This window comes from Pseudobacter sp. (assembly GCF_051955275.1).
Classification (GTDB): Bacteria; Bacteroidota; Bacteroidia; order Chitinophagales; family Chitinophagaceae; genus Pseudobacter.
Window position 1 is genome coordinate 28,951 of record NZ_JBQCGW010000111.1, and the last position, 26,410, is coordinate 55,360.

Annotated in this window: 24 protein-coding genes; 14 read left to right on the forward strand and 10 right to left on the reverse strand. The window is 49.0% G+C overall.

Going from position 1 to position 26,410, the window contains the following annotated elements; all coding sequences use genetic code 11:
- The first annotated feature begins 61 nt into the window (after positions 1–61).
- Together pheT and ACTHMC_RS09455 are read left to right on the forward strand one after the other, a co-directional pair.
- Positions 62–2,506 carry a phenylalanine--tRNA ligase subunit beta gene (gene pheT, locus ACTHMC_RS09450; RefSeq protein WP_440412829.1) on the forward strand — a complete coding sequence of 815 codons (2,445 nt, stop codon included), beginning with the start codon at positions 62–64 and terminating at the stop codon, positions 2,504–2,506.
- Between the two features lie 16 nt (positions 2,507–2,522).
- Entirely contained in the window at positions 2,523–2,807 is a 285-nt protein-coding gene (locus ACTHMC_RS09455; RefSeq protein ID WP_440412831.1) for a hypothetical protein, read from the forward strand.
- A 2-nt stretch (positions 2,808–2,809) separates the two neighbouring features.
- On the opposite strand, the gene ACTHMC_RS09460 is transcribed toward ACTHMC_RS09455, so the two are convergent.
- A complete protein-coding gene (locus ACTHMC_RS09460; protein ID WP_440412832.1) occupies positions 2,810–3,064 on the reverse strand; it encodes a hypothetical protein in 255 nt (84 codons plus the stop codon).
- 169 nt (positions 3,065–3,233) lie between these two features.
- Here ACTHMC_RS09460 and ACTHMC_RS09465 point away from each other — a divergent pair, with 169 nt between their 5' ends.
- Positions 3,234–3,530 carry a cell division protein ZapA gene (locus ACTHMC_RS09465; protein ID WP_440412833.1) on the forward strand — a complete coding sequence of 99 codons (297 nt, stop codon included), beginning with the start codon at positions 3,234–3,236 and terminating at the stop codon, positions 3,528–3,530.
- A gap of 4 nt (positions 3,531–3,534) precedes the next feature.
- Here the strand turns inward: ACTHMC_RS09465 and ACTHMC_RS09470 are convergent, their stop codons facing one another.
- Both ACTHMC_RS09470 and ACTHMC_RS09475 read right to left on the reverse strand, forming a co-directional pair.
- On the reverse strand, positions 3,535–4,389 hold the full coding sequence (locus tag ACTHMC_RS09470) for a DUF6263 family protein (protein ID WP_440412834.1): 855 nt from the start codon (positions 4,387–4,389) through the stop codon (positions 3,535–3,537).
- A gap of 105 nt (positions 4,390–4,494) precedes the next feature.
- Positions 4,495–4,746: a hypothetical protein gene (locus tag ACTHMC_RS09475; RefSeq protein ID WP_440412835.1), complete on the reverse strand. Its 252-nt coding sequence runs from the start codon at positions 4,744–4,746 to the stop codon at positions 4,495–4,497.
- Between the two features lie 601 nt (positions 4,747–5,347).
- Here ACTHMC_RS09475 and dnaB point away from each other — a divergent pair.
- Positions 5,348–6,925 (forward strand): replicative DNA helicase, encoded by a 1,578-nt coding sequence (gene dnaB, locus ACTHMC_RS09480; RefSeq protein ID WP_440412836.1) that lies wholly within the window; start codon positions 5,348–5,350, stop codon positions 6,923–6,925.
- 8 nt (positions 6,926–6,933) lie between these two features.
- Positions 6,934–7,650: an RsmE family RNA methyltransferase gene (locus tag ACTHMC_RS09485; protein ID WP_440412837.1), complete on the forward strand. Its 717-nt coding sequence runs from the start codon at positions 6,934–6,936 to the stop codon at positions 7,648–7,650.
- Between the two features lie 212 nt (positions 7,651–7,862).
- Here the strand turns inward: ACTHMC_RS09485 and ACTHMC_RS09490 are convergent, their stop codons facing one another.
- On the reverse strand, positions 7,863–8,681 hold the full coding sequence (locus ACTHMC_RS09490; protein WP_440412838.1) for a TerC family protein: 819 nt from the start codon (positions 8,679–8,681) through the stop codon (positions 7,863–7,865).
- 71 nt (positions 8,682–8,752) lie between these two features.
- Positions 8,753–9,802, reverse strand: coding sequence for a quinone-dependent dihydroorotate dehydrogenase (locus ACTHMC_RS09495; RefSeq protein WP_440412839.1), 1,050 nt, complete (start codon positions 9,800–9,802; stop codon positions 8,753–8,755).
- 117 nt (positions 9,803–9,919) lie between these two features.
- Between ACTHMC_RS09495 and ACTHMC_RS09500 the strand changes: the two genes are divergently transcribed.
- Entirely contained in the window at positions 9,920–11,098 is a 1,179-nt protein-coding gene (locus ACTHMC_RS09500; protein WP_440412840.1) for an acetyl-CoA C-acyltransferase, read from the forward strand.
- A 67-nt stretch (positions 11,099–11,165) separates the two neighbouring features.
- Here the strand turns inward: ACTHMC_RS09500 and ACTHMC_RS09505 are convergent, their stop codons facing one another.
- Positions 11,166–11,516, reverse strand: coding sequence for a hypothetical protein (locus ACTHMC_RS09505; RefSeq protein WP_440412842.1), 351 nt, complete (start codon positions 11,514–11,516; stop codon positions 11,166–11,168).
- Positions 11,517–11,826: 310 nt separating this feature from the next.
- The gene (locus ACTHMC_RS09510) at positions 11,827–12,027 is read right to left on the reverse strand and encodes a hypothetical protein (RefSeq protein ID WP_440412843.1); all 201 of its coding nucleotides are present in this window, start codon (positions 12,025–12,027) and stop codon (positions 11,827–11,829) included.
- 245 nt (positions 12,028–12,272) lie between these two features.
- On the opposite strand from ACTHMC_RS09510, the gene ACTHMC_RS09515 reads away from it, so the two are divergent.
- The 7 genes from ACTHMC_RS09515 (at position 12,273) to ACTHMC_RS09545 (ending at position 21,885) form a co-directional block, all read left to right on the forward strand.
- Positions 12,273–13,952 (forward strand): DUF1800 domain-containing protein, encoded by a 1,680-nt coding sequence (locus ACTHMC_RS09515; protein ID WP_440412845.1) that lies wholly within the window; start codon positions 12,273–12,275, stop codon positions 13,950–13,952.
- Between the two features lie 39 nt (positions 13,953–13,991).
- A complete protein-coding gene (locus ACTHMC_RS09520; protein WP_440412846.1) occupies positions 13,992–15,575 on the forward strand; it encodes a DUF1501 domain-containing protein in 1,584 nt (527 codons plus the stop codon).
- A gap of 104 nt (positions 15,576–15,679) precedes the next feature.
- Positions 15,680–16,324: a response regulator gene (locus ACTHMC_RS09525; protein ID WP_440412848.1), complete on the forward strand. Its 645-nt coding sequence runs from the start codon at positions 15,680–15,682 to the stop codon at positions 16,322–16,324.
- A 90-nt stretch (positions 16,325–16,414) separates the two neighbouring features.
- Positions 16,415–18,247: a tetratricopeptide repeat-containing sensor histidine kinase gene (locus ACTHMC_RS09530; RefSeq protein WP_440412850.1), complete on the forward strand. Its 1,833-nt coding sequence runs from the start codon at positions 16,415–16,417 to the stop codon at positions 18,245–18,247.
- A 55-nt stretch (positions 18,248–18,302) separates the two neighbouring features.
- Entirely contained in the window at positions 18,303–18,659 is a 357-nt protein-coding gene (locus ACTHMC_RS09535; RefSeq protein WP_440412852.1) for a hypothetical protein, read from the forward strand.
- Positions 18,660–18,847: 188 nt separating this feature from the next.
- A complete protein-coding gene (locus tag ACTHMC_RS09540) occupies positions 18,848–21,292 on the forward strand; it encodes a TonB-dependent receptor (RefSeq protein ID WP_440412853.1) in 2,445 nt (814 codons plus the stop codon).
- A gap of 149 nt (positions 21,293–21,441) precedes the next feature.
- A complete protein-coding gene (locus ACTHMC_RS09545; protein ID WP_440412855.1) occupies positions 21,442–21,885 on the forward strand; it encodes a DUF2721 domain-containing protein in 444 nt (147 codons plus the stop codon).
- Between the two features lie 133 nt (positions 21,886–22,018).
- Here the strand turns inward: ACTHMC_RS09545 and ACTHMC_RS09550 are convergent, their stop codons facing one another.
- A complete protein-coding gene (locus ACTHMC_RS09550; RefSeq protein ID WP_440412856.1) occupies positions 22,019–22,438 on the reverse strand; it encodes a DUF983 domain-containing protein in 420 nt (139 codons plus the stop codon).
- 26 nt (positions 22,439–22,464) lie between these two features.
- Positions 22,465–24,285, reverse strand: a complete 1,821-nt coding sequence (locus ACTHMC_RS09555; RefSeq protein WP_440412858.1) for an ABC transporter ATP-binding protein — start codon at positions 24,283–24,285, stop codon at positions 22,465–22,467.
- Between the two features lie 130 nt (positions 24,286–24,415).
- Here ACTHMC_RS09555 and ACTHMC_RS09560 point away from each other — a divergent pair, with 130 nt between their 5' ends.
- On the forward strand, positions 24,416–25,216 hold the full coding sequence (locus ACTHMC_RS09560) for a glycosyltransferase family 2 protein (RefSeq protein ID WP_440412860.1): 801 nt from the start codon (positions 24,416–24,418) through the stop codon (positions 25,214–25,216).
- Here ACTHMC_RS09560 and ACTHMC_RS09565 read toward each other — a convergent pair.
- A partial coding sequence (locus ACTHMC_RS09565) for an O-antigen ligase family protein (protein ID WP_440412861.1) occupies positions 25,167–26,410 on the reverse strand: 1,244 nt, incomplete at its 5' end. The genes ACTHMC_RS09560 and ACTHMC_RS09565 overlap by 50 nt on opposite strands.

Consider the following 26,410-nt stretch of genomic DNA (forward strand, 5'->3'; position numbering starts at 1 on the left):
CCGCCAAACATTACCTTTGCGCAAGCCTTATTGGAGTTTATAACATTATATAAATACACGGATGACTATTTCTTATAACTGGTTACACGAATACCTGCCGGCAACTATTGAACCTGAAAGACTGAGCAAGATCCTCACTTCTGTGGGGCTTGAAGTGGAAAGCCTTGAAAAATATGAAAGCCTCAAGGGCGGACTGCAGGGCCTCGTGGTAGGTGAAGTGCTCACCTGCGAAAAGCATCCCAATGCCGATAAATTATCTGTTACCACGGTAAACATCGGTACCGGTGAGCCCCTGCAGATCGTTTGTGGTGCACCTAATGTGGCAGCCGGACAAAAAGTGATTGTTGCTCCCGTAGGCGCCACCATCTATCCAAAGGGGGGAGAACCGGTGACCATGAAAGTGGCTAAGATCCGCAGCGTGGAAAGTCATGGCATGATCTGCGCCGAAGATGAGATCGGCCTTAGCGACAACCATGCGGGTATCCTGGTGCTTCCTGCTGAAACCAGGGTGGGCATGCCAGCTTCCAACTATTTCCCTATTTACACGGATTATATCATCGAGATCGGTATCACACCAAACCATATGGATGCGATGAGCCATATTGGTGTGGCGCGTGATGTTTGTGCATACCTGAGCCATCACGACAGAAAGGACAATCGTGTAAAGAACCCGTCTGTAAACGCTTTCAAGCCCGATAATACTTCACTGCCCATCACGGTGGAAGTGGAGAATACCAATGCCTGCCAGCGCTACAGTGGTGTATCCATTTCAAATATCACAGTAAAGGAAAGCCCGCAATGGCTGCAGGATAAACTGCGCGCTATCGGCCTTCGTCCCATCAATAATATCGTAGACATCACCAATTTCGTGCTGCACGAAACCGGTCAGCCACTGCATGCTTTTGATGCAGCTGCCATCACAGACAATAAGGTGATAGTTAAGAACCTGCCGGAAGGCACGCCCTTTATCACACTGGATGAGAAGGAAAGAAAACTGAGCGCTGACGACCTCATGATCTGCAATGGTGCAGGCGAGGGCATGTGTATCGCCGGTGTGTTCGGTGGTATCAAAAGTGGTGTGAAAGAAGGTACAACCAATATCTTCCTGGAGAGCGCCTGGTTCAACCCCACGGATATCCGTAAAACATCATTCCGTCACGGACTGAGAACGGATGCAGCGGTTCGTTTCGAAAAGAATATCGACATCAGCAATACGGTGAATGCCCTCAAACGCGCAGCACTCCTCATCAAGGAACTGGCGGGAGGGGAGATCAGTTCCGACCTGATAGATATCTATCCCCAGCAGAAAGAGAAAGTGGCCGTTCAATTGAAGTACCACTACCTGCGCAAGCTGAGCGGTAAGAGCTATCATTTCGATAGTGTGAAGAAGATCCTTACCAGCCTTGGTTTTGAAGTGATCAAGGAAGGGATGGACGATCTCTGGGTGGCTGCGCCATACTGGAAGCCGGATATCTCCCTGCAGGCCGATGTGGTGGAAGAGATCATGCGTATAGATGGTCTGGATAATATCGAGATACCCAATGCCATCACCATTTCTCCTTCTGTTGAGGCTGACCGTTACAAATACCTGTACAAAGAAAAAGCATCCAATTACCTGGCAGGTGTTGGATTCAACGAGATCTTCACCAACTCCATTACCAATGCCGCTTATTTTGATGAGGCGGACCTGGGAAATGCGGTGAAGCTGCTCAATAACCTGAGCGCCGTGCATAATATCATGCGTCCTTCCATGCTGGAAACCGGACTGGAAGCCGTGGTGCATAACCTCAACAGGAAGAACCTGGACCTCCGGTTCTTCGAATTCGGTAAAACCTACTCCACCGGTGGTTCCGGTAAATATGAAGAGCACGAACATCTCTGTGTGTACATCACCGGAGATGTGCAGGAAACCAGCTGGAAATCCAAAGCAGTAGCGGCCGACCTCTACTATCTGAAAGGCATCGTGGCAAGAATATTGCAACTGGCAGGGATAAGCAAAGTGAGCTGGAAAGCGGCGGAAGACAATATCGCTGCCAAAGGCAAACTGGTGAATGCCCTGCAGGTGATGATCGGTCAGGACCTGATTGCAGAGCTGGGAGTGGTGAACGGCAATGAACTGAAGCGTTTCGATATCAAACAACCGGTGTTCTATGCGGACTTCGACTGGGAGCAGATGCTTAAGTACATGGCCAGGCAGGAACTGAAAGTGAAGGAACTGCCCAAACAGTTGCCCGTGAACCGTGATCTGGCCCTGATAGTTCCGAAAACGCTGGTATATTCTGATGTGGAATCCACCGTGAAGAAGGCTAAGCTCGACAAGCTCCAGCGCATACAGTTATTCGATGTGTTTGAAAGTGAAAAGATCGGTAATGATAAGAAGTCACTCGCCATCAGCTTTACTTTCCTGGATGAAGAAAAAACTTTGACGGACAAGGAGATCGATGGCATGATGAACAAGATCATGGACGCCCTTGAAAAAGACCTGAAAGCCGAGATCCGCAAATAGTTTAAAAAAAATATCCATGTCGCAGACAGCATCATTGACGCGGTTCAATGAAAAATTGCAGCTGGCGGTACAACAGTACCAGTCCCTGCAGCGGGAGAATGCCCGGTTGCAGAAAGAACTTCAGGACTTGAAAGGGAAGGAGGAACTGCACCTGCATCAGATCACTGAACTGGAAAATAAAGTGGCGGCACTCAAAATGACTGCCGGTCAGATAGAAGTTACTGACAGGAAGGAATTAGAGAAAAAGCTGAACCTGTACATCCGGGAAATCGACCGGTGTATCGCCATGCTGGGAGACTGAGCCTATACCCTTTTTACAAGGCGCATCTTTTGTTCATCTTCACCCTGAAACAGTTCTAAAGTGTAAACGCCGTAAGGCAGGTCGTTGAGGCCTTTCCAGGTCACCGTTCTGTCGCCTTTGAGAACATTGGCTTCCATGCGGCTGCATTCGGCGCCTTTTTCATCTCTGAGGATCGCACGGAGGCTGGAGCGGATGGGTTCTACCAGTTCAAATGTGAGGACATCAATGAAGATGGGGGATTTGATTGTTGCAAACATGGTTTATCGCTTGGGTTTTGGTACTGTTATTCATAGAATACGTGATACAATTGTCCTTGCCTTAACCTAACCATCCAAAACGATCCTATACTGGTCTTTAATACATGAAAACGTCCGTTGTGAATACCGTGTGGATAAATATAGAGCAGACATTTCAAATTTGCAAGCAATGGAAGAATTAATTCCAATAAATGTTGTGATAGGTGACCGCACCTACCGGATACGCATATCTCCTGACGACGAGGAAGTGGTCCGCAAGACCCTGAAATTGATCAATGACAAGATCATTGAGTTCAAAACCAACTTTGCCGGTAAGGACATGCAGGACTATGTGGCCATGGTGATCCTCTGGTATGCCACACAACAAAAAGCGGCCGGAAACCAGCCGCTGATTGATCATGAGTCGGAACAGCAATTGTCCGCCATGGAAAAACTATTGGATAAGATACTGACGGCCGAAGCCTGATCAACTACTTTTTAGCAGTGTTGGTATCTGTATCGATCTTCATTTTGAAGGGGATCTCCTGTCCTGCAATTGCCAGTTTCCCATCACCATCCATATTCATCTTTCTGGTCTTAACCAGGCCTGTAGCCACTTCCATGGTGTATTCACCTTTGAGGAGCCCTTTCAGGTCCATATTCATGGTCATACCAGCCTGCTCGATCTCTCCGCTGCGGGCAACGGTGCCGCCGAAGCTGATCTGCGCATCTGCACCCTGAATGGAAACCACCCTGTAGTTGAGCACGAACTTGCTTTGGGTCTTCTGGTCTGTAAGGCTGTCTACCCAGGTATCACCGGCTTTAAGCGCCTTCTCAGGAAGGTTGGCGATGATCTCCAGGCTGGAACCAACCTTGGTCATGCTTTCTCCTACATTGCCTGACATGGATCCGATCATATCGTCACCTGCTTTGGTTTCTTTCTCATCACTGGCAGTGATCATTCCTTTGTTGTTGATGGTAACATTGGTGGGGGTATTCAGTTTGTCTCTGAAAGCCTCTGCAAACTGGCTGCTGGAATCTTCTTTCTTATCTGAATCATAGCTCATGCTCTGGGGACCTGCCTGCATATCCACCACCACACGGGTGAGGGTGTTCTGGAGTTTGGTTTCCGCAGCGGAAGCGTCTGTAACGCCTACTTTATTGGTGAATTTATAGTTGTTCACCATGTCCATCGACTGGCCCATCATTTCCATGGTCATTACCATCTTCATGGTGCTGCTGGTCTCGATCTGCTGGCCTTTGGTGAATACTGCTTTACGGGTGATGGTCTGTGCGGAAGCAGCTCCGGTGATCAACACTGCTGCTATAGCGATGAAATGTTTCATACGAGGAATATGTTATTTAGTAAGGTTAGTCGCTTTCAGGCGATCTATATTGCAAAAGAAGGTCAAATTATTTTAACCCGGTACACTAATTTCTGAGCTTCCCGCTCAGTTCTTCACCAGTATAAAATGGAAGGGAGGGAAACTGCGGAGATTCATCAGCCTTTCGATTTTCACAGGCTTGCGGAGCATGCGGGGAAAGGAGGTGAGGCTGGCAATTTCCACTGCATTGGAGGAGGCGATGGCCCCGGCCGTGAGTATTCGCCGGCAAAGCGCCTCATAATGCTCCAGCAGGGCCAGCTCTCTGGGCTGTCCGTCGTTCAGCAAAACCTCGTAATGTTTCAATTGATAGACCCGCATAAAAATGGTGTATCTGCTCACTGCTAATGTCGGCTTTATAACAGATATTTCCTATGGATGTTTGACGATTTTTATAAGAAATACCTGCGAGGCCCCGCTTTCAGGGTTGCAGGCCCCCGCAAAGCCGCACTGAATCCGGCTTTTCCATGGCCGGAAAACTGCTAAAACAACCCCCTGCTGAATCTTGAATTTGGCCGGGTTTTTCCAAATTTCAGGGTGCTTTTTCTTTCGCACAGACTGTGTTAATTTCTTTTAGGAACGGGTGCCAAACTTTTGTAAATTGGGGATAGGTTAAGCGTTGATGTGGATAACCCATCAAACCCTGTGGGTACGCCGGTGGATTGCGGGTGATGAAATATAGATCGGAAAAAAGTTTTTTCGGGACGATGGGGGGCTTTATATTCGCCCTCCTGACTGACGCGGTAACATTGCGATAACCCTGTAGTAACAATTTCGTAACAACAAGGCTGGAACTAACCCGCAAGTCATTGGTTGGCTCACCCCAATTAATGTATTGGACCCTTACGCACCTATACCTGGAAAAACCTGAACTAAGCTGGCTGCAGCAAACCAATGTGTTAACTATTATTGACCCTCTTGAATGGACTTGACTAACCTCAATAAAGACCGGAAGAACCGTCGCAAAGGACCGTCTGTGGACCTGAGCTCGATGGTTTACGGCAAGGTTCCCCCCCAGGCCAAAGACCTGGAAGAAGCGGTACTCGGTGCTATCATGCTCGAAAAGAGCGCTTTCGATACAGTGATTGAAATCTTGAAACCCCAGTGTTTTTATACAGAGGCCAATCAGCGGATCTATTCCGCCATGCAAAGCCTGCAGCAGAAGAACCAGCCCATCGATATCTTAACGGTGGTGGAAGAACTGAAGAGCAAAAGTGAACTGGAAATGGTTGGCGGCCCTTACTACGTTACCCGCCTTACCAATGCCGTGGTTTCCGCCGCCAACATAGAAGCGCACTCGCGCATCATCCTCCAGAAATTCATCCAGCGTGAACTGATCCGCATCAGTGGGGAGATCATCAGCGAAAGCTATGAAGACAGTACGGATGTGTTTGACCTGCTGGACGAGGCGGAGAGCAAGCTCTTCGAGATCACCAACAATCACCTCCGTAAGAACTTCGACAGTATCGACTCTGTGCTGGTGAAAACAGTGCAGCGTATCGAGGATATGCGCCACCGTACGGAAGATATCACCGGCGTACCCAGCGGATTCCCTTCCCTGGATAAAGTGACCTACGGATGGCAACCATCGGATCTGATCATCCTGGCTGCCCGTCCTGCCGTAGGTAAAACGGCATTCGCCCTTAACCTGGTCCGTAATGCGGCACTCAGCAGCAAACAGATCCCTGTGGCTTTCTTTAGCCTTGAAATGAGCTCGGCACAGCTGGTACAACGTATCCTCTCTGCCGAATCCGAGATCTGGCTGGAAAAGATCTCCCGCGGTAAAATGGAAGAGCATGAAATGAAACAGCTCTATGCCAAGGGTATTCAGAAGCTGGCCCAGGCACCCATCTATATCGATGATACAGCCGCCCTCAACGTATTTGAGCTGCGAGCCAAGGCCCGCCGTCTCAAAAACAAACACAATATCGGCATGATCATTATCGACTACCTGCAGCTGATGAGCGGCGGTGGCGGTAAGAACGTGAACCGTGAACAGGAGATCAGTACCATCTCCCGTAACCTGAAAACACTGGCCAAGGAGTTGATGATCCCCATCATCGCCCTGTCCCAGTTAAGCCGTGCGGTTGAAACCCGTAAAGAAGGCAATAAGATGCCTCAGCTGAGTGACCTTCGTGAATCGGGCGCCATCGAACAGGATGCGGATATGGTAATGTTCATCTACCGTCCGGAATACTACGATATCACTTCCAATGAAATGGGAGAGAGCAATAAAGGTGAAACGCACGTACGTATCGCCAAGCACCGTAACGGTTCGCTGGAAACCATCAAACTCCGCGCCCAGCTTCATATCCAGAAGTTCGTGGAAATGGAGGAAGATGATTTCGGCGGCATCGGCGCCGGTGGAGGCGGTGGCAGCTGGAGACCTGTTCCTACTGATGGCGCAGGAGGCGGCGATGGCGGAGCCAAGCTCTACATCCAGGCAGGAAGTAAAATGAATGATATGCCTTACGGCGATGATGATGAATCACCCTTCTAATTATCATCATGAGTCTGCCTATCTTCTTTTATCCGGAACCGGCATCAGTCAATGAACTGGTGCAGTTGCCGGAAGAAACATCAAAGCATATTGTGCAGGTGCTGCGCATGGATGCCGGTGAGCACCTCCAACTGGCCGATGGAAAAGGCAATCAGCACCTGGTGATCATTGCAGAGCCGCACAAGAAAAAGTGCATCGTGAAAGTGCTCAGCACAACCACGGTACCCGCTCCTGCAAGAAAGATCAGCATTGCCATTTCCCTGCTGAAGAATGCCAGTCGCTTTGAATGGTTCATGGAAAAAGCCACGGAGATCGGCGTGTCAGCCATTATCCCGCTGATCTGCGACCGCACCGAAAAACAGCATTTCAAGAAAGAACGCTTCGAAAATATCCTGGTCAGTGCCATGATGCAAAGCCAGCAAGGTTGGCTGCCAGTGCTGCATCAGCCATTGCAGTATGAGCAACTCTTCCGGATGGAAGACACCATACTCGCCAAACAGAAATTTATTGCACATTGTGAGGAGAACCGGAAGGAATCCCTGCGCTCGGCAGTTGACTTCCATCAATCCTCCCAACTGATCCTCATCGGCCCGGAAGGAGATTTTACGCCATTGGAGATCAAACTAGCGCTGGACCATCATTTCACTCCTGTAACGCTGGGGGATACCCGCTTGCGCGCGGAAACGGCCGGCGTTGTGGCGGCTACCTTACTTTGTATCCATTAATTATGTAATGTGCAGTAGCTCGCGTCCCCGCGGGTTACTTATATCCCGTCGCCTCCGGCGACACGGTGTTAGCCAGAGGCGAATAAATAGAGATCACTCGCCGGGAGGCGAGCGATTGGGCACACGCTGAGTATTGGGCGCACTTTGCTTATTGGTGTGCTTCAATAAAAAAGCGGAACCATCGGCTCCGCTTTTATTGTATGAATTTTCTTTTAGTGTTGATTATTCGCATTGCTGCCCGCAGGACTGTTATCCTTCATCCTGGGCTCGCGTAATTCCACCGGTTTCTTTTTCTTCTCGCGCTTACGGATCCACATGTTCAGCAGTTCCACACCAAAAGAGAAGGCCATGGCAAAGTAGATATAACCTTTATCGATATGGCTGTGGTGGATAGGTTCCAGGCCTTCAAAGAACAGGCTGAAACCAACCATCAGCAGAAAGGACAGGGCCAGCATCTTCAGCGTGGGATGCTGATGGATGAAGTTGCTGATCTTGTCTGCAAAGAAGAACATGATGATCATGGCAATGATCACGGCAACGATCATCACCGGAACAATGCGGGCAAGGCCCACAGCCGTAATGATACTGTCGAACGAGAATACCATATCGATCACAATGATCTGTGCGATCAATGCTCCGAAGGAAGCCTGTTTGTTGTTCTTTGGATTGACCGACTCCTCATCACCCTCCAGTTTGTGGTGGATCTCCTTCACTGTTTTATACAGCAGGAACAGACCACCCACGAACATGATCACATTACGCAGGTTGAAAGCAAAATGCGAGTCTCCGAAATTGAATCCGAACAACTCGGAATTACCGTTCTTCACCAGCCATCCAATACCCAGCAATAAAAGAATACGTACCGAGATGCCGGCAAGCATCCAGATCCGGCGGGCCTTGAGCTGTTGTTCCTTGCTCATACGCCCCATGAGGATCGACACGAATATCACGTTGTCGATACCAAGCACTACTTCAAGTGTTGTAAGGGTCAATAAACTGATCAATGCATCGATCGTAAATAACTGCTCCATGAGCGGGTAATATATTTTTTAAAACTGAAAGTTAATTAGTAGCTGCTGGTCACTGTTTATTACAATCGCGATTACACTTTCCAGTTCCTGCTGATCTTTTTGGCAATGGATGGCCCTTCATAAATAAAGCCTGTCCAGATCTGCACCAGCACAGCGCCGGCAGCTTCTTTAGCAGCCGCGTCCTCTCCAGTGAAGATACCACCGGAACCGATCACCGGCACTTTGCCGCCAGTCTTCTCACAAATATAACGCACCACTTCAGTGGACCTGGTCAGCAGCGGCTTGCCGCTGAGACCTCCTGCACCGATAGCTTCCAGTGTGGAAGCGGGTGTTTGCAGGTTATCGCGACTGATAGTAGTATTGGCCGCCACCAGCCCGTCAAGGCGGATCTCCAGGGCCAGGTCAACCACATCATCGATCTGCTCCTGGGTAAGGTCCGGTGCAATTTTCAGCAGCAGGGGTTTTGCTTCTGCTCCGGAAGGGGTAAGCTGCGTATTGATGGTCTGCAGATGCGAAAGGATTTTGCGCAGCGAATCCTTTTCCTGCAAGGCGCGAAGGCCGGGTGTATTAGGGGAGCTCACGTTCACCACAAAATAATCCACCACCTGGTAGAGCTCGCGGAAGCAGATCTCGTAATCTTTCCAGGCATCTTCGTTGGGGGTTACTTTGTTCTTGCCGATATTGCCGCCGATGATGAGGGGAGAAGAAGCATGCTGCTCTCTCCACTTCTTCAACCTTTCCACTACAACTTTTACGCCATCGTTATTGAAGCCCATACGGTTGATCAGGGCCTTGTCTTTGGGGAGGCGGAAAAGCCTTGGCTTATCGTTGCCAGCCTGTGGAAGCGGTGTAACGGTGCCGATCTCAACAAAACCGAAGCCCATCACCTCAAGTTCTGTGAGGTAGAGCGCGTTCTTGTCGAAACCTGCAGCCAGGCCGATCCTGTTGGGGAACTGAAGACCGAAAATAGTTGTAGCACCCGCTGAAGCCGGTTTGAATGAAGCGGCCAGCATTTTGCGGATGAATCCGATACGGCAACCCATTTTGAACATATTCATGGCAAAATGGTGCACGGATTCCGGGTCAAAAAGGAATAGAAATTTGCGAATTAACTGGTACATAATGGAGCGCGAAGATACTGCAACTTTAACGCACAGCTATTTGGCGGGAAGAAAATGGTGTATTAACTTTGGAAAGGAAGTTGCATAAACAACTAATAATTCATTTAAATATATCTTATGCAGGAAGCATATATCGTTGCAGGATATCGCACCGCAGTAGGGAAGTCAAAAAGAGGCGTATTCCGTTTCTACCGCCCGGACGACCTGGCCTCAGAAGTGATCAAATCACTGGTAGCTTCTGTACCCGGACTGGAACCGAAGATGGTGGACGATGTGATTGTGGGTAATGCAGTTCCCGAAGCGGAGCAGGGATTACAGGTAGGCCGGCTGATTGCCGCCAAAGCCCTGGGCATTGAAGTACCGGGTATGACGGTGAACCGCTATTGCGCCTCCGGTCTGGAGACCATCGCCATTGCCACCGCCAAGATCCGCACAGGCATGGCCGAATGTATTGTGGCAGGCGGCACCGAAAGCATGAGCCTGGTGCCTACCTCCGGTTGGAAACCTGTCCCTTCTTATGCCATCGCCAAAGATGAACCCGATTACTTCCTGGGCATGGGCCTTACCGCTGAAGCAGTGGCCAAAGAATATGAAGTGAGCCGAGAAGACCAGGATGCCTTCTCTTATAACAGTCACCAGAAAGCGATCAAAGCTATACAGGAAGGATATTTCAAAAGCGGCATCCTGCCCATCAATGTAGAGCAGGTATACGTGAATGAAAAAGGAAAACGCGCCGTAAAGAATTATACAGTGGATACGGACGAGGGCCCGAGAATGGATACCAGTCTGGAAGCCCTGGCCAAACTCAAACCGGTATTTGCCACCAATGGTACCGTAACAGCCGGTAACTCTTCTCAGACCTCCGATGGTGCTGCTTTTGTGGTTGTGATGAGCGAAAGACTGGTGAACCAGCTGGGACTTAAACCTATTGCGCGTTTAGTAGCCTGCACCTCTGCAGGTGTGCATCCCCGTATCATGGGTATCGGCCCTGTTGAAGCAGTTCCCAAAGTATTGAAGCAGGCAAATATGAGCCTGGGACAGATAGACCTGGTGGAATTGAACGAGGCTTTTGCATCGCAGGCGCTGGCCGTGGTTCGTAAACTGGGCATCAATCCGGATATTGTGAACATCAATGGCGGTGCGATTGCATTGGGCCATCCATTAGGATGTACCGGCGCCAAGCTCACTATCCAGATCACCAATGATATGAAGAGATTGGGTAAAAAGTACGGGATTGTAACGGCCTGTGTGGGCGGTGGACAGGGGATCGCAGGGATCATTGAGAATATAGATTAAGCAATAGAATTTAAATATTGGAAGTCTCCGGTGAAAGCCGGAGGCTTTTTTGTTTTAGAAGGGGCTGTCAAAAAGTTTTCAGATTACCCTGAAAACTGATTTCCTGCCTGGGCATGAAGAAGCCTTTAATGCAATTGGGATTGCGGATACAGATCTGGATATGCGTTTTGGAAAAAATGCCGGAACCTTCAAAGGCGGGGCCTCCTTCAATGAAGGCGCCGCGGACGGAATCGAATACAGGTAAAATGGATTGGGCTGGTATTACAGACGTTACACCTGTTTCATTTTTCATTTTTGCATGCATATACTCGATTACGGTACAGTCCAGATAGCGAAGCAATCTATCTTTATTCAGATCATTTGGAATGTCTTTATTTACTGGCAATATTTTTCCTGATAAGCGATACACTTCAGACATAGATTTATAATATCTGGTCAAAAGGTCAATAAATCTGCTATCCAGAAAGTCACAGCAATATCCTAATTGCAGGACCGCCCCTATAACAGCGGGCTCAGAAATATTGCCACGGATTTTCTTCGCCATGGCCCATTGCATGGCTCTTTCAAAATTGTTCTCCCAGAAATACAAACCATGCCCAAGCCAATCAAACGGCTTCTGACTAAATTTGATTTTAGAAGGATGTAGTAATAATTCATCCCGGACCGGAGCTTCGCAACCGTGGAAGCCGATGACCAGGTTCGATTTGAGATCATACATAAAACCGCTATTAAGGAGCGGTAAGCGTGTATTCCTGGAGTGCTTTGTATGGTTCGGTATAGTTTCCGTCCTTGTCCATGATGCCAGCATCGATGAGTTCCTGCAGAGCCTGTTCCCGGGTCAGTTTCCTCCCGATCAGGCTCTTCGCGTGATTCATCAACCGCTCGTATAGCGCATCCGGATCAAAAAAGTTTTCTTCACCTGTTACCATATCAAGTGATTTAGAATATCAAAGCTACTAATTATTTTTAATATGTTTTGTCACAATTCCTCCTCACGGCAACCCACCCCCGAAACTTCATAATCCCCTCATTCCCTGTTCAAACACGCAGTTCCACCCAATAACGTATTATTACGAATTTGCATGAAAATATACTGCACCTGACCCATTTTCTTTCAAATGGCAACATTTTTGAGCACAATTAGCGTTTACTGCTTACCCCCAAAAATAACCGTATGGATAGAAGAGAATTCTTCGCCCTGAAACCCAAAGCCAATACTCCTGTAGAAACGCCATTCGGCGGCCTGCGCCAGATCAATACAGGCCTGGATCCATATACCGGACCCTGGACAGCCAATGAAGTGGTGCACCTCCTCAAAAGAACCATGTTCGGAGCTAAAAGAAGTGATGTTCAGTATTTCAGCGGCATGAGCATGTCAGCCGCCGTTGATTCCCTGCTGAATGTACCCGTGGGAATGCCCGCTCCACCAGTCAAAGGATATACAAATGAAGATATAAATCCAGCTGATCCTGATTATGCTATTCCTATAGGAGCAACCTGGGTGAATACGCATACAGATGACAGACAGGCCAATTACAACCGGATCATCAGCTGGAAATCCTGGTGGACCGGCCTCATGGTGAACCAGCAAAGAAATATAGGGGAGAAGATGACCCTCTTCTGGCATAACCATTTTGCTACCGAAGCCAATACCTACCAGGTTGGTATCTACGGATTCCGCCATTACCAGTTACTGAGGACACATGCTGTGGGAAATTTCAAAACGCTGGTACGCGGCGTTACCATTGACCTGGCCATGCTGCATTATCTCAACGGCTACCTCAGTATCAAAGGTTCTCCCGATGAGAACTATGCACGCGAATTACAGGAACTCTTCACACTCGGTAAAGAAAATAATCCCAACTATACGGAACCTGATGTGATCGCTGCTGCCCGTGTACTCACCGGCTGGCGTATCAATACGGATACAGACACGGTTTATTTCGATCCCACCAGGCATGATACCGATACCAAAACCTTTTCTTCTTTTTATGGTGGTACTACCATCGCAGGCCGCAGCGGCCCCACCGCAGGAGATGAAGAACTGGATGACCTGCTGAATATGATCTTCAATAAAAGAGTGGAAGTGTCTGAGTTCATCGTCCGCAAACTCTACCGCTTCTTCGTTTACTATACCATCGACGCCAACACGGAAACAAATGTGATCAAACCGCTGGCGCAGCTTTTCCGCGACAGCAACTGGGAGATGAAACCCGTTCTCGAAAGGCTTTTCAAAAGTGAGCATTTTTTCGACGTACTGTCGCAGGGTTGCCTCATCAAAAGCCCGCTGGAACTGCTTGTTGGACTCTGCCGTGAATTTGAAGTGGTATTCCCTGCCGCAACTGATCACGAGAATCTCCATAATATGCTTGACTTTGTCAGGTACCAGGCCATGGATATGCAGGAAAACCTGGGCGATCCTCCCGGTGTGTCCGGCTGGCCCGCCTATTACCAGATCCCGCAATATCATGAGAACTGGATCAACTCAGATACCTTACCCAGGAGGAATATCTTTTCAGACATGCTGATCGGCAATGGCTATATGCGTAACGGCGCCCTGCTGCAGATCGATCCTGTGGCTTTCGCCAACACATTACCCAACGCTGTGAACCCGGATGCCCTGATCAACGACTCCCTGGCCATCCTTTTCCGCGTACCCATCTCCGATGCCTCCAAAGCAGTTATCAAAAGCGCCTTGCTGCTGACCGGGCAACAACAGGACTATTACTGGAGCAATTCCTGGAATGCTTATAAAACGGACCCGACCAATATGGTGAAGTATGAAACCGTGTACCTCCGTCTCCAGGCATTGTACAAATATTTTATGAACCTGGCCGAATACCAATTAGCTTAATATCCAACCCCTGCCCCTGCAGGTACAACCAATTTTTCTATGAAACGCAGAGAATTCTTTTCATCAACCCTGCCTGCGGCTATTACACTGCCCGGCCTCTTCAAAGGTTTTTCTGTTAAAGCATATACCGGCTCTTCGCCGCTGATACAATCATTACTGAGAGCCACTGAAACCGATAAAGTACTGGTGCTGATCCAGCTCAATGGCGGTAACGACGGCCTGAACATGGTGATCCCTGTTGAGTTTTACGCGGGTTATCAGAATGCGCGAAAGAATATTGCCATTCCTCAGAACAAACTGCTCATGCTGAACGGTGTTACCAAAACAGCTTTGCACCCGGCCATGACAGGCCTGCAGCAATTGTACAACGAAGGCAAACTGGCTATCATCAACGCTGTTGGTTATCCAACTCCCAACTTCTCGCATTTCCGTGCAACAGATATATGGATGAGTGCCTCCGATTCCGAGCAGGTGATCAATACCGGCTGGACCGGACGTTATCTTGCCAGTGAGTTTCCCAACTTCCCTAACGGATACCCCAATACACAGATGCCCGATCCGCTGGCTATCCAGATCGGTGCCGTGGCATCCCTGGCTTTGCAGGGGCCTGTCATGAATATGGCGATGAATATTTACAACCCTACCAGCTTCTATGATTTCCTGGACGGGGTTGCTGATCCTGTACCCGATACACCCTGGGGCAAGGAGCTGAAATATATCCGCATGATGATGGGACAAACTGAAAAGTATTCCACTGTTGTACGCGCTGCCGCCTTACGTGTTCCTGCACAGGGTGCCTATCCCGGCAATAACGACCTGGCGCAGCAGCTTAAGATCGTGGCCCGCCTGATCAAAGGTGGCCTCAAGACCCGCATCTATATGGTGAGCACCGGCGGCTTTGATACGCATGGCGGACAGGCAGATGAAAAAGATACCACCACAGGTACACATGCCAACCTCCTGGGAAATATGTCGAATGCCATCAAAGCTTTTATGGACGATCTCAAAGGGCTCGGTGTTGAAGATCGCGTGATAGGTATGACCTTCTCTGAGTTCGGAAGACGTATCAAATCCAACGGCAGCTTTGGTACAGACCACGGCGCAGCTGCACCCATGTTCGTATTCGGAAAAAATGTAAGGCCCGGCGTATTTGGCAACAACCCTAATATTCCCGCCAATACATCTGTGAACGATAATGTTCCCTTCCAGTATGATTTCAGAAGCATCTACGCATCCCTCCTCAGTCAATGGTTCTGTGTAAACGAAACTGATCTGCAGACCATCATGCTGAAGAACTTCCAGAACATTCCACTGGCCTATAACAACGCATGTACCACCACCGGCCTGGATGATGTGAGGAATTCAGGGGAACAACTGGTGGTCAATTATCCGAACCCTTTTACTGACAATACCAGTATCACCTTCAAAACAAAAGGAGGACATACCCTGCTGCAGGTGATGGACAGTCTCGGCCGCGTTACGCGCGTACTTACTGACAAGGTATATGCACCCGGAGCCTACACCCTTCCTTTCCAGAGCCACGGTTTGCCCGCAGGCGTGTATTACGCCCGCTTTCAGAACGGCGTTACCCAGCAGGTAAGGTCCATGCTCAAGGTCCGGTAAACATCCCCACAACATATTATCACTAATAATCTTTAAGCCCTTTTGAAGGGCTTTTTGCTTTCATATGGTAAATAGTTTTAAATTGCCCATTATTGATACATCCTATGGTGAAAGTTTTTATTACCGATGACCACGAATTATATCTCGAAGGTCTGACCCTATTACTCGGAAAACAGGAAGGAATACAGGTTGTAGGAACAGCCATGAATGGCGGTCATTTACTGAAACAATTGCCTGGACTGGATATTGATGTATTGCTGCTTGATGTTCATCTCCCTGATATCGAGGAAGAGGATCTGCTCAAACAGATCCGTGCGCTCTACCCGGACCTGAAAGTACTTTACCTCACACTCATGAGGGGTACGCGCTATATCCATAAACTGGTGAAATATGATATTCAGGGCTACCTGCTCAAAAATGCCAGTATGGAAGAACTCAAGAAAGCCCTCCAACTGATCGTTGCCGGGGAAAAATACTTCAGCAAAGAGATCAATATCCTGGACACTGAACAGGATTTCCGCAATACCATTACCATTGAGGATAAGAAGGTGGAAGAGATCCTCTCCCGCCGCGAGATCGAGATCCTGACACTTATCTGCAAAGAATTCAGCAATTCCGAAATTGCAGAAAAACTCTTCCTGAGCGTGAGCACCGTGGAGACCCACAGAAAGAACCTCATCGCCAAACTCGGCGTGAATAATACAGTCGGCCTCGTGAAATTCGCCCTCAAGAATAAACTGATCGACTAGAAAACTTCTTGATTTATGGAATTTTAATAGTCTGCTACCCCAAAAAGGTAGCAGATTCCTTATCTTTCAAGTAAGCAACTCGTTATCCAATTGAAACCCTGGCTCTTCTTTATGTTCCTGGTTGGTAGTCTGCCCGCCCTTGCGCAGGTGGATACTGTTCAGCTGAAAAGCCTTTATGACCGTTGCCTCGACTTCTCCGAAGACAAAAAAGATTCCATCCGCTTTTATGCCTCCTACATTGAAGACCATGCCCATAATCTGAAATTCAATAAAGGAGAAGTGCTCAGCAGCCGCCTCAAAGGCATCTACGAAGAGTTGAGCGGCAATTATGAATCTGCCATCCACTACTACCTTGAATCACTCGAAGCTTCCCGCAAGCTGAGCTCCATCGAATACGAGATCTCCGCCCTTAGCGACCTGGCCATACTTTATGCCAATATCAAAGAACCACAACAGGCCAAGAACTTCTATCTCCAGGCTGCCAGGCTCTCCTCCTTCAAAGGAGATACCTACAATGTGGTAAGCACTTATAATAACCTCGCTGTGATCTATATGCAGCTGCAGCAGTACGACAGCGCCCGCATCCTGCTCAATGAAGCATTGCGCATCGGCAAACCTTTTGAAAACAGGATCGATATCACCAGCACCTACAATAATCTCGGCAGCCTCAATTTCAAGGAAAAGAAATATGATGAAGCCCTCCCGTATTTCAGAAAGAACCTGCAGGTACATATGGCCACCAACAGCACCGGCGATCTCTGGATAGACCTGCTCAACCTGGCCGATCTCTTCACCGAGAAACACCAGTTCGATTCCGCTTCTTATTATGCAGAACGCACTATGGACCTGGCCCGCAAACTGGGCTCGAAAAGCAAAGAAGCAGACAGCCACGCCATGATGGCCAAACTGGCCGAATACCGGGAAGATTATTACACCGCATACGACCATCTGAAAAGCTGGTACGCACTGGATACCGCTATCGTGAACGGAGATACGCACCAGACCATCGCGGAACTGCAGGAAAGATTCAACGCCAAAGAAAGGGAAGCTGCCAACCAGTTGCTGAAAGAACAGGTGGAGAAAGAAGTGCTCAAGGCGAAAGGTATTACCCTCCTGGCCGTGGCCCTCGGCATCATTTGCGTACTGGCCGCCATCGCCTTCGTCACCAAACGCAATGCCAACAGGCGTTTGCAGGCCACCAATCAACTCATACTACAGCAGAACGATAAACTGGCCGAGCTCAATCACGAAAAGAATTCTCTCATCAGTATCGTATCGCATGATCTCAACACCCCCTTCGCCACTATCCACGTATGGGGCAACCTGATGCTGCATGAAGCTGACCGCCTTTCTCCCGAACAGCAACGGGCACTCAGTAAGATCATCCAGGCCAGCAATTATGGCGAAGGACTGATCAGCCGAATCCTGGATGTTGAAAAGAAAGATATCGGTGATCACAAACTTCGCATCGAAAACTTTGACCTCACCATCCTCACCGAAGACGTGCTGGACAATTTCAAAGTGATGGCAGACAAGAAAGATATCCGTCTCCACGCGGAATTGCCGGAAAAGGAATTGTACATCCTCAGTGATAAGCACCTCGTCAGCCGCATCTGCGAGAACCTGCTCTCCAACGCCATCAAATACACGCCACGTGGCAAGAATGTGTATGTGAGCGTAAGCGATGAACAGGATGCCATCAGCATCAAAGTACGGGATGAAGGACTCGGGATCGATAAAGAAGAAATGCCCCATCTTTTCTCCAAGTACAGCAAGATCTCCACCCAGCCTACAGAGGGTGAAAACTCTACCGGACTCGGCCTCTCCATCGTAAAACGCATAGTGGAAGAGATCAATGGAAAGATATCCTGCGAGAGTGAGCCCGGACAAGGCTCCCTTTTCACCGTGATCCTCAGGAAGTAAACCACTGATCCAATTAATTTTGATGGTCTGCCTGTAATTGTTCTATATTTGCAACATGGTGGCAAATATCTTGATGGCCAGGTCGCAATGGATGAGCCGCAGCATCAGCCTGATGTTGCTGTTACTCTTTGCACTGAGCATCACCCCCAAGAAAACCCTGCACGATATCCTGGTGCATCACCAGGATGAGATCGTGAACTGCCACCAGCAGGAAGCTGCCGTTTCCAAAAGCGGCTACCATTGCGATACTGATAATTGGGTAGCTGAATCTCCCTTCACCGGCGAACAGCCAGTAACACAGTTTACGCAACCCCTGCCTGTATTTATCCAGGCAGATGATGCAGTCAATGCCTCATTGCATTCCCTCTCTGCTTCTCATATTTCACTTCGCGGGCCGCCTGTAATCATCTGAAGTAACCGCTCCAAAAGTCTGTTGCCTTTGCTCGGGGAGCACTCGCTCGCCTCTGGCGAGTGAGGCATATTTGTTCGCCTCTGGCGAACACCGTGTTGCCGGGAGGCTACGGAATAGCAGTCACTCGCGGGACGCGAGCCACTGGGCACAGCGAAACTATTTATGCATTCTTATAAACCTGAACGAAGATGAAATTTGTTCTTCCGATCGTAGTATTCATTACCGGCTTCGCCGCTTCACCCCTCAACGCACAAAATCTCAGTAATAACAGCAATACCCCTGCACCTGCCACTGAAAAGGTGCGCGTTTCCCTTACCGGAAAGATCACCGATGTAAGCTCCGGAGAACCACTGGTGGGCGCCACTATCTATTTCCCGGATCTCCGCACCGGCGCTACCACCAATGCGCAGGGCGTTTACAATTTCAGGAATATCCCCGGTGGCAAACACCTGGTGGAAGTGAGCTTCACCGGGTATGCACCGGCTATCGAAACCATCGATCTCACCAACCTCAGCCAGAAAGATTTTGCGCTCTCCCGTTCTTACGTGGAGAACGAAACCGTTACTGTCACCGGCGTATCTGCCGCTACCAGTATCAAACGCACACCTGTGCCGGTGAATATTGTAAAGAAAGAAGAGCTTTTCCGTAGCGCTTCCACCAACCTGATCGATGCACTGAGCCGCACCCCCGGCGTTGCGCAGGTTTCAACAGGTCCGGCTGTTTCCAAGCCATTCATCCGCGGCCTGGGCTACAATCGCGTGGTGATCGTAAATGATGGTATCCGTCAGGAAGGCCAGCAATGGGGCGACGAGCATGGTATTGAAATAGATGAATATAACGTAAGTAAAGCCGAGATCCTGAAAGGACCTGCTTCGCTCATGTATGGCAGTGATGCCCTGGCCGGTGTGGTGAATATCATTTCCATTGTTCCGGTGGCAGAAGGCACCATCAAGGGAAATGTATTCAGCAATTACCAAAGCAACAACCGCCTGCGTGGTATACATGCCGATCTCGGAGGTAACCAGAATGGTTTCATCTGGGGCGCTTACGGTTCTTACAAGGCGGCTGCCGACTACAAGAATAAATACGATGGCTATGTCTTCAATTCCAAATTCAATGAAAAGGCTTTCGGCGGTTACCTGGGACTGAACAGGCAATGGGGCTACACCCATCTTTATGCCAGCATGTTCAACCAGCGCGTTGGCCTGGTGGAAGGAGAGCGCGATGACCAGGGACGCTTCATCAGGCCTGTTGATATCGATGGGGTTGCTGAAGAAGAAGTGGCCACCCACAAAGATTTCACTTCAACCGATCCATTCATTCCCCAACAGCGCATCCGCCACTTCAAAGTGGCTTCTGATAACAACTTCAGACTGGGCGCCGATCGCCTGACCTTCACACTCGGCTTTCAAAGGAACCAGCGCGAAGAGTTCGGCAACGTGCTCGATCCAAAAGAGCAGGAACTCTACTTCGATCTCAAAACCATCAACTATAACCTGCAATATCATTTCGGGGAGAAGAACCACTGGAAAACCAGCATCGGGGTAAATGGTATGCAGCAGAACAATCAGAACAAAGGAGAAGAAGCCCTGATCCCTGAGTACGATCTCTTTGATATCGGCGCATTCATCTATACACAGAAAGAGTTCAACAAACTCACCCTCAGTGGTGGCCTCCGTTATGATCACCGTTCTCTCAATTCAAAAGAAATGGGAGAAGATGGCGATATCAAATTCGAGCCATTCAAAAGACAGTTCGATAATGTTTCAGGAAGTGTTGGCCTCAGCTATCGTGCAACAAAGGATCTGACCCTGAAATTCAATATGGCCCGTGGTTTCCGCGCACCCAGTATTCCTGAGCTGGCCAGCAATGGCGCGCATGAAGGTACCAACAGGTATGAATACGGTCAGCGCGATCTGAAATCTGAGAGCAGTCTGCAGGTTGATGGTGGCATTGAGTTCGGCACGCCGCACGTATCACTGTCGGCCAACCTTTTCTATAACCATGTACAGAACTTCATCTACTCCCGCAAACTGCAATCCACTGCAGGTGGCGATTCTCTCATCAATGTTGATGGAGATGATCTGTTCGCCTTCCAGTACAACCAGCACAATGCAGCGCTTTATGGAGCAGAAATGAATATCGATATCCATCCCCATCCGCTGGACTGGCTGCATATTGAGAATACTTTCTCTTATGTAAGAGGAACGCTCAGTGAGAGCCAGGACGGTAGCAAGAACCTGCCCTTCATTCCGGCTGCCAGGCTGATCAATGAAGTGAAGGTGGACCTCTTTGCCAAATCAAAAACATTCGGACAGGTATACCTTAAGGCGGAACTCGACAATAACTTTGCTCAGAACGACCCTTTCACCGGTTACAATACAGAAACCAAAACTGCCGGCTATACGCTTGTGAATGCAGGTTTTGGCGGTAATGTAATGTGTAAGAACAAAGTACTGTTCAGTCTCTTCTTTGCTGCCAACAATATCGGCGATGTGGCCTGGCAGAATCACCTGAGCAGGCTCAAGTACACAGCTGAGAATGTTGTAACAGGAAGAATGGGCGTATTTGGTATGGGAAGAAACTTCAGTGTAAAGCTGAACATCCCCCTTGGCTTTACTACAAACCGGTAAGAACGGCTACCCGGGCGGGTTACACATAATAAAATAAAAAAAGTAGCGTTCAATAATGGGACTTACTAACCCATCTTCATAGGATTGATGAAGCCCTGCTGCGAGGCAGGGCTTTGTTTTTCGGTATATTTATGTTGTAAATCAATCGCATGGAATTGTCTATCACCACCCCCGCACTTCTTTTCCCGGCTATCTCATTGCTGATGCTTGCCTATACCAACCGCTTTCTAGCGCTGGCCAGCCTGATCAGGAACCTGCGTGAACAGTACAGGAAAGACCCGGCAGAAAAACATATCGTGCAGCAGATCCGCAATCTTCGGGTAAGGATCAGGTTGATCCGTTCCATGCAGTTGTTCGGCGTACTGAGCTTCCTCTTCTGCGTGGTATGCATGTACTGCATCTTCAGGGAATGGGAAGAAGCCAGTTATATAATTTTCGCCATCAGTATTGCGGCCTTTATGATAAGCCTGATAGTTTCATTAATAGAAATATTCCTCTCCACCAAGGCCCTGGAAGTGGCGCTCAGCGATATCGAAGAAATAACCCGTACCAATTTCTTATCGGAGTTCCTGCGGGGAAAAGAAGATAAATAATAAGCGGGGTGCTGCCGGTAGCTCGCCTCTGGCGAGTTACTTATATTGGTTCGCCTCTGGCGAACACCGTGTCGCCGGAGGCGACGGAATAGCAGTCACTCGCGGGTATGCGAGCGGCTGGACATACCTTGCACTACTCTTCCTCCACCCGCTCCATGAAGTTGGGATCATACTTCACAAAGAACGACAGGTAGATCACCCGGCTCAGCCGCATCAGCCAGGGTTGTAAAAAGATAAGCAGGAATATATTGATGCCCATCCACCAGAAGAAACGGCTATCCTGTGTAGACATGCCGATCAATACATACCAGGCTACGAAAGTGGCCACGGAGATGGCAACCGTCAGCGCATAACTCACATAGGCCGTACCATAAAAGAAGCCCGGCTCCAATTCATAGCGCTGTGAGCAGACAGGGCACTTCTCAGGCATATCGAACATGCGTTTCAGGTTCCATGGATTACTGTTGTTGAACATGGGACCGCGCCTGCACCTGGGACATTTCATCGAAAAAATACTCCACAGATAATTGGGCCTGGATGATTGATTGCTCATAATCCCGCAAAGATAACCACTTTATTTTACTGCGCTTGAGGCACTGCATTAACGTTCAGGTCACCGGCCGGCTTTTTACGCTCGCCGATCTGCTGACGCCACATGGCATAATACAATCCCTTTTCTTCCAGCAGGCTTTCGTGATTACCTGTTTCCACTACATCGCCGCGCTCCAGTACATAGATGCGGTCAGCATGCATGATGGTGCTCAGCCTGTGTGCGATCAGGATGGTAACCTGGTTGCCCTTGGAGCTTACATCCTTGATGGTATTGGTGATCTCATCTTCGGTTAAGCTGTCCAGTGAGGAAGTGGCTTCATCGAATATGAGCAAACGGGGATTGCGTAATAAGGCGCGGGCTATGGACAGGCGCTGCTTTTCGCCGCCGGATAATTTCAGACCACCTTCGCCGATCATGGTGTCAAGCCCTTTCTCCGCTCTTTCCAGCAATCGGGTAACAGCTGATTTACGCAGCGCTTCAACCAGTTGCTCATCCGTGGCTGAGGGATTTACAAACAACAGGTTCTCGCGGATAGTGCCCGAGAACAATTGGGTGTCCTGCGTTACAAAACCGATCTGATTGCGCAGGTCTTCAAAGTTGATGCTCGTTTCATCCAGCCCGTTGTAAAGGATCTTTCCTTCCTGCGGGCGATACAATCCAACCAGCAGTTTCATCAGGGTAGACTTTCCGGAGCCGGAAGGCCCTACAAATGCGATGGTTTCACCGGTCTTTGCCTTGAAGCTGATATTCTCGATGGCTCTTACCGGAGCGGTCTGGTGCTGGAATGCCACATGCTGGAACTCAAGGGTCTGAATATTGCCCAGGTGTTTCGGAAATGCCGGCTGAGGTTCAGGTTGCTTGTTCATCAGGTCCCTGAAATTATTCAGAGAGGCTTCCGCTTCACGATAGGAGAGGATAATACCGCCGATATCCTGCAAAGGCCCGAAAATGAAAAATGAGTAGATCTGCATGGTCACCAGCTGACCGGCAGTGATACCAGCGGCGGGATCATGATAGATCAGGTACATCAGGATGAACAGGATCACCTGGCGGAGGGTATTCACAAATGTGCCCTGGATGAAGCTGATGCTTCTTACCCTTTTCACTTTCGTGAGCTCCAGGCCAAGGATTTTATAAGTGTTCTTGTTCAGCCTTTCCACTTCCTGGTTGGTGAGGCCAAGACTTTTCACCAATTCTATATTACGGAGCGATTCAGTGGTGGAGCCCGCCAGACTGGTGGTCTGGTTCACGATCTTCTTCTGGATCACTTTGATCTTTTTGCTCAGCAGGTTGGTGATCCAGGTGAGCAGGAAGATACCCCCGAAATAAACGAAGGGAACCGTCCAGTGAATATTGAAACCGGCATACACCATCACTATGATAATGCCCACGATCACGCCGAAAAGAATATTGATGAAATTGATCATGAAGCGCTCCGTATCTGTCCGCACTTTGGTGAGCACACTCAGGGTTTCACCGCTGCGCTGGTCCTCAAATTCCTGGTAGGGCAGCTTCATGGCATGCTTCAGCCCATCTGTAAACACTTTGGCACCGAATTTTTGTATCACCACCTGCAGGCAGTAATCCTGGATATTCTTGGCAATACGGCTGATCATGGCGATGGTAATGGAGGCCAGGAGCAACCAGAGTACGCCGGTGTATGGCTCAGTAAAGAACCTGTTCCAGGTGAACGATGCCTTGTCCGCATGATAACGGTTGGTAAGATCAACCAGTTTTCCGAAGATGATGGGATCCATCAGCGAGAATCCGCTGTTGACGGCTGCAAGAACGAGCGTTAGTACAACCAGCCATTTATATGGTTTGAGATAGGCGAATAATATTTTCATAATGTAGATGTATCCTTGTCCAAATTCTATACAATTTCTTAAAAAATGGCAAGTTGTCAGGATTAACAACAGCGGGGCCGTGCTTGTTTGCCAGCCCTAAAAAAAACTGGCTTACCTTTGCCCCGATCTTATGACGCAATTACCTCTTGTTTCAGTTATCACCGTGGTTTACAACGGAGAGCGTTTCCTGGCCAATGCCATTGACAGTGTGCTGGGGCAGACCTACCCGAATATCCAATACATCATCATCGACGGTGGTTCAAAGGACAATACCCAGTCCATCATCCGCCGGTATGAGTCTCAACTGGCATACTGGGTCAGTGAGCCCGACAAAGGCATCAGCGATGCCTTCAACAAGGGGATTGCCAGGGCAACCGGCGAGTGGGTGGGCATCCTCAATGCAGACGACTGGTATGAGCCCGATGCCGTGGAGCGCATGATGGCCGCTGCAAAGGATAAGGATGTGCTGTACGGCGACCTCAGCATGTGGAAGGATGGCAGGAAAGATTACACCGTAAAGGGCAATCATGAGATCCTTACCCGCGAAATGTCTGTGAACCATCCCACCGTATTTGTGAGAAGGAATTGCTACCAGCAGTACGGCGTCTTCGATCTTCAATACAAATGCGCGATGGATTACGATGTGATGCTTCGCTTCTACACCAATGGCTGCCGCTTTTCCGGTCTGCAGGGTGTGATCACCAATATGCGCTGGGCAGGGGTGAGCGACAAACGCTGGTTCCTGGCCTGCAAAGAAACCCTTGCTATCAAGAACAAATATCTTCCCAACAGAAAATTACTCAACAGGCTTTACTTCTGCAAACACGTATCCGCTATCTACATCACCAAAAAACTGGGTAAGGGAATACTCGCCCCCGTTATCAAATGGTATCGTTCCCGTTTTGCCCAGATGGAGAAAGTGTACGAGTAGGATCCGGCGCCGCAGGATCCGCAAACAACATTAGTAATGGGAATACTGTACAGAGCACCATTCCATATTGCCTTTCAAACACAGAGTCAGTAAAAAAGAAACAGAAGATCAGGAAAACAAGACTGCTCAGCAGGATATTCTTCTTCCTGAATGTTTTGATGCCCAGTATCACGCACCAGGCCAGGAAGGAGAAACATCCCAGCAGCCCGCTTTGAAGGCTGGATTGAAGCAACTGGTTGTGGCAGTTATATTTCAGGTAACCAGGGTTCTCTTTGGTGCCGTTACCCCTGGCCATATCCATCTGGATATATTTTTCAACCAGGCAGGCCTGCGCATTGGCCGGGCTCACTCCCAGCAGCCAGGCATTTTTTTCATTCAGGATCTCATACGTGAATCGCCAGAGCAGCAACCTGAACTTAAAGCCATTGAAGTAGGTGTTCTGATCAAACTTCTCTGCTTTGAGGATGGCCATATCGCCGTCCGCGAGATCGGCAAACCTGCTCTTGATGGGATTGTTGATAGTGAACAGACCTATCAATATCAGCAGCCCGGCAATACAGGCAGCAAAGAGTTGCTTTTTATGTTTTGCTGCATACCGCCGGAAACTGTAATAGATGAAGAACAGTAAAAGCACCACCAGCGCCAGTTTGCTGCTGAGCAAAATAATGAAAATAACAAGGTACAATACCCAGGCACGCATCAGCCATTTGCGGTTTGCCAGCCAGGGAATGGTTTTGTATTCAAATAAAAGGAACGCAACACTGATAAAAGTGAATACGGAATAATAGACGGCGTGGTGCTTCAATGGTTCCACCAGTTCATGGTAAAAGAACCAGCCGGGATCCTTTGTAGCATTAAATTTTACAAAGGCTATCACCAGGCAGAGCAGGGAGGCGGCAGTAACTGCAATGGAGTAGATGGTGAGCATCCTCGTTTTCAGACTGGCTGGTAATGGCCCTGATGAACAGAAGATCAACGGCAGGATCAGGAAACCCAGTTTGCTCTCAGCATTCTTCCATCCCGCAACCCGGTCGGGCGCATACAATACGCCGATGGCATTCACCAGGAAGATGGCGGCATAAGCCCAGAACAAAGGATCGCGGGCCAGCATCCTGAATTTGTTCCTGAAGTTGAAACTCAGGATCCAGAGTAATGCCAGTGCCATGATGAAAATGCTGTTGATGGCCAGCAGTG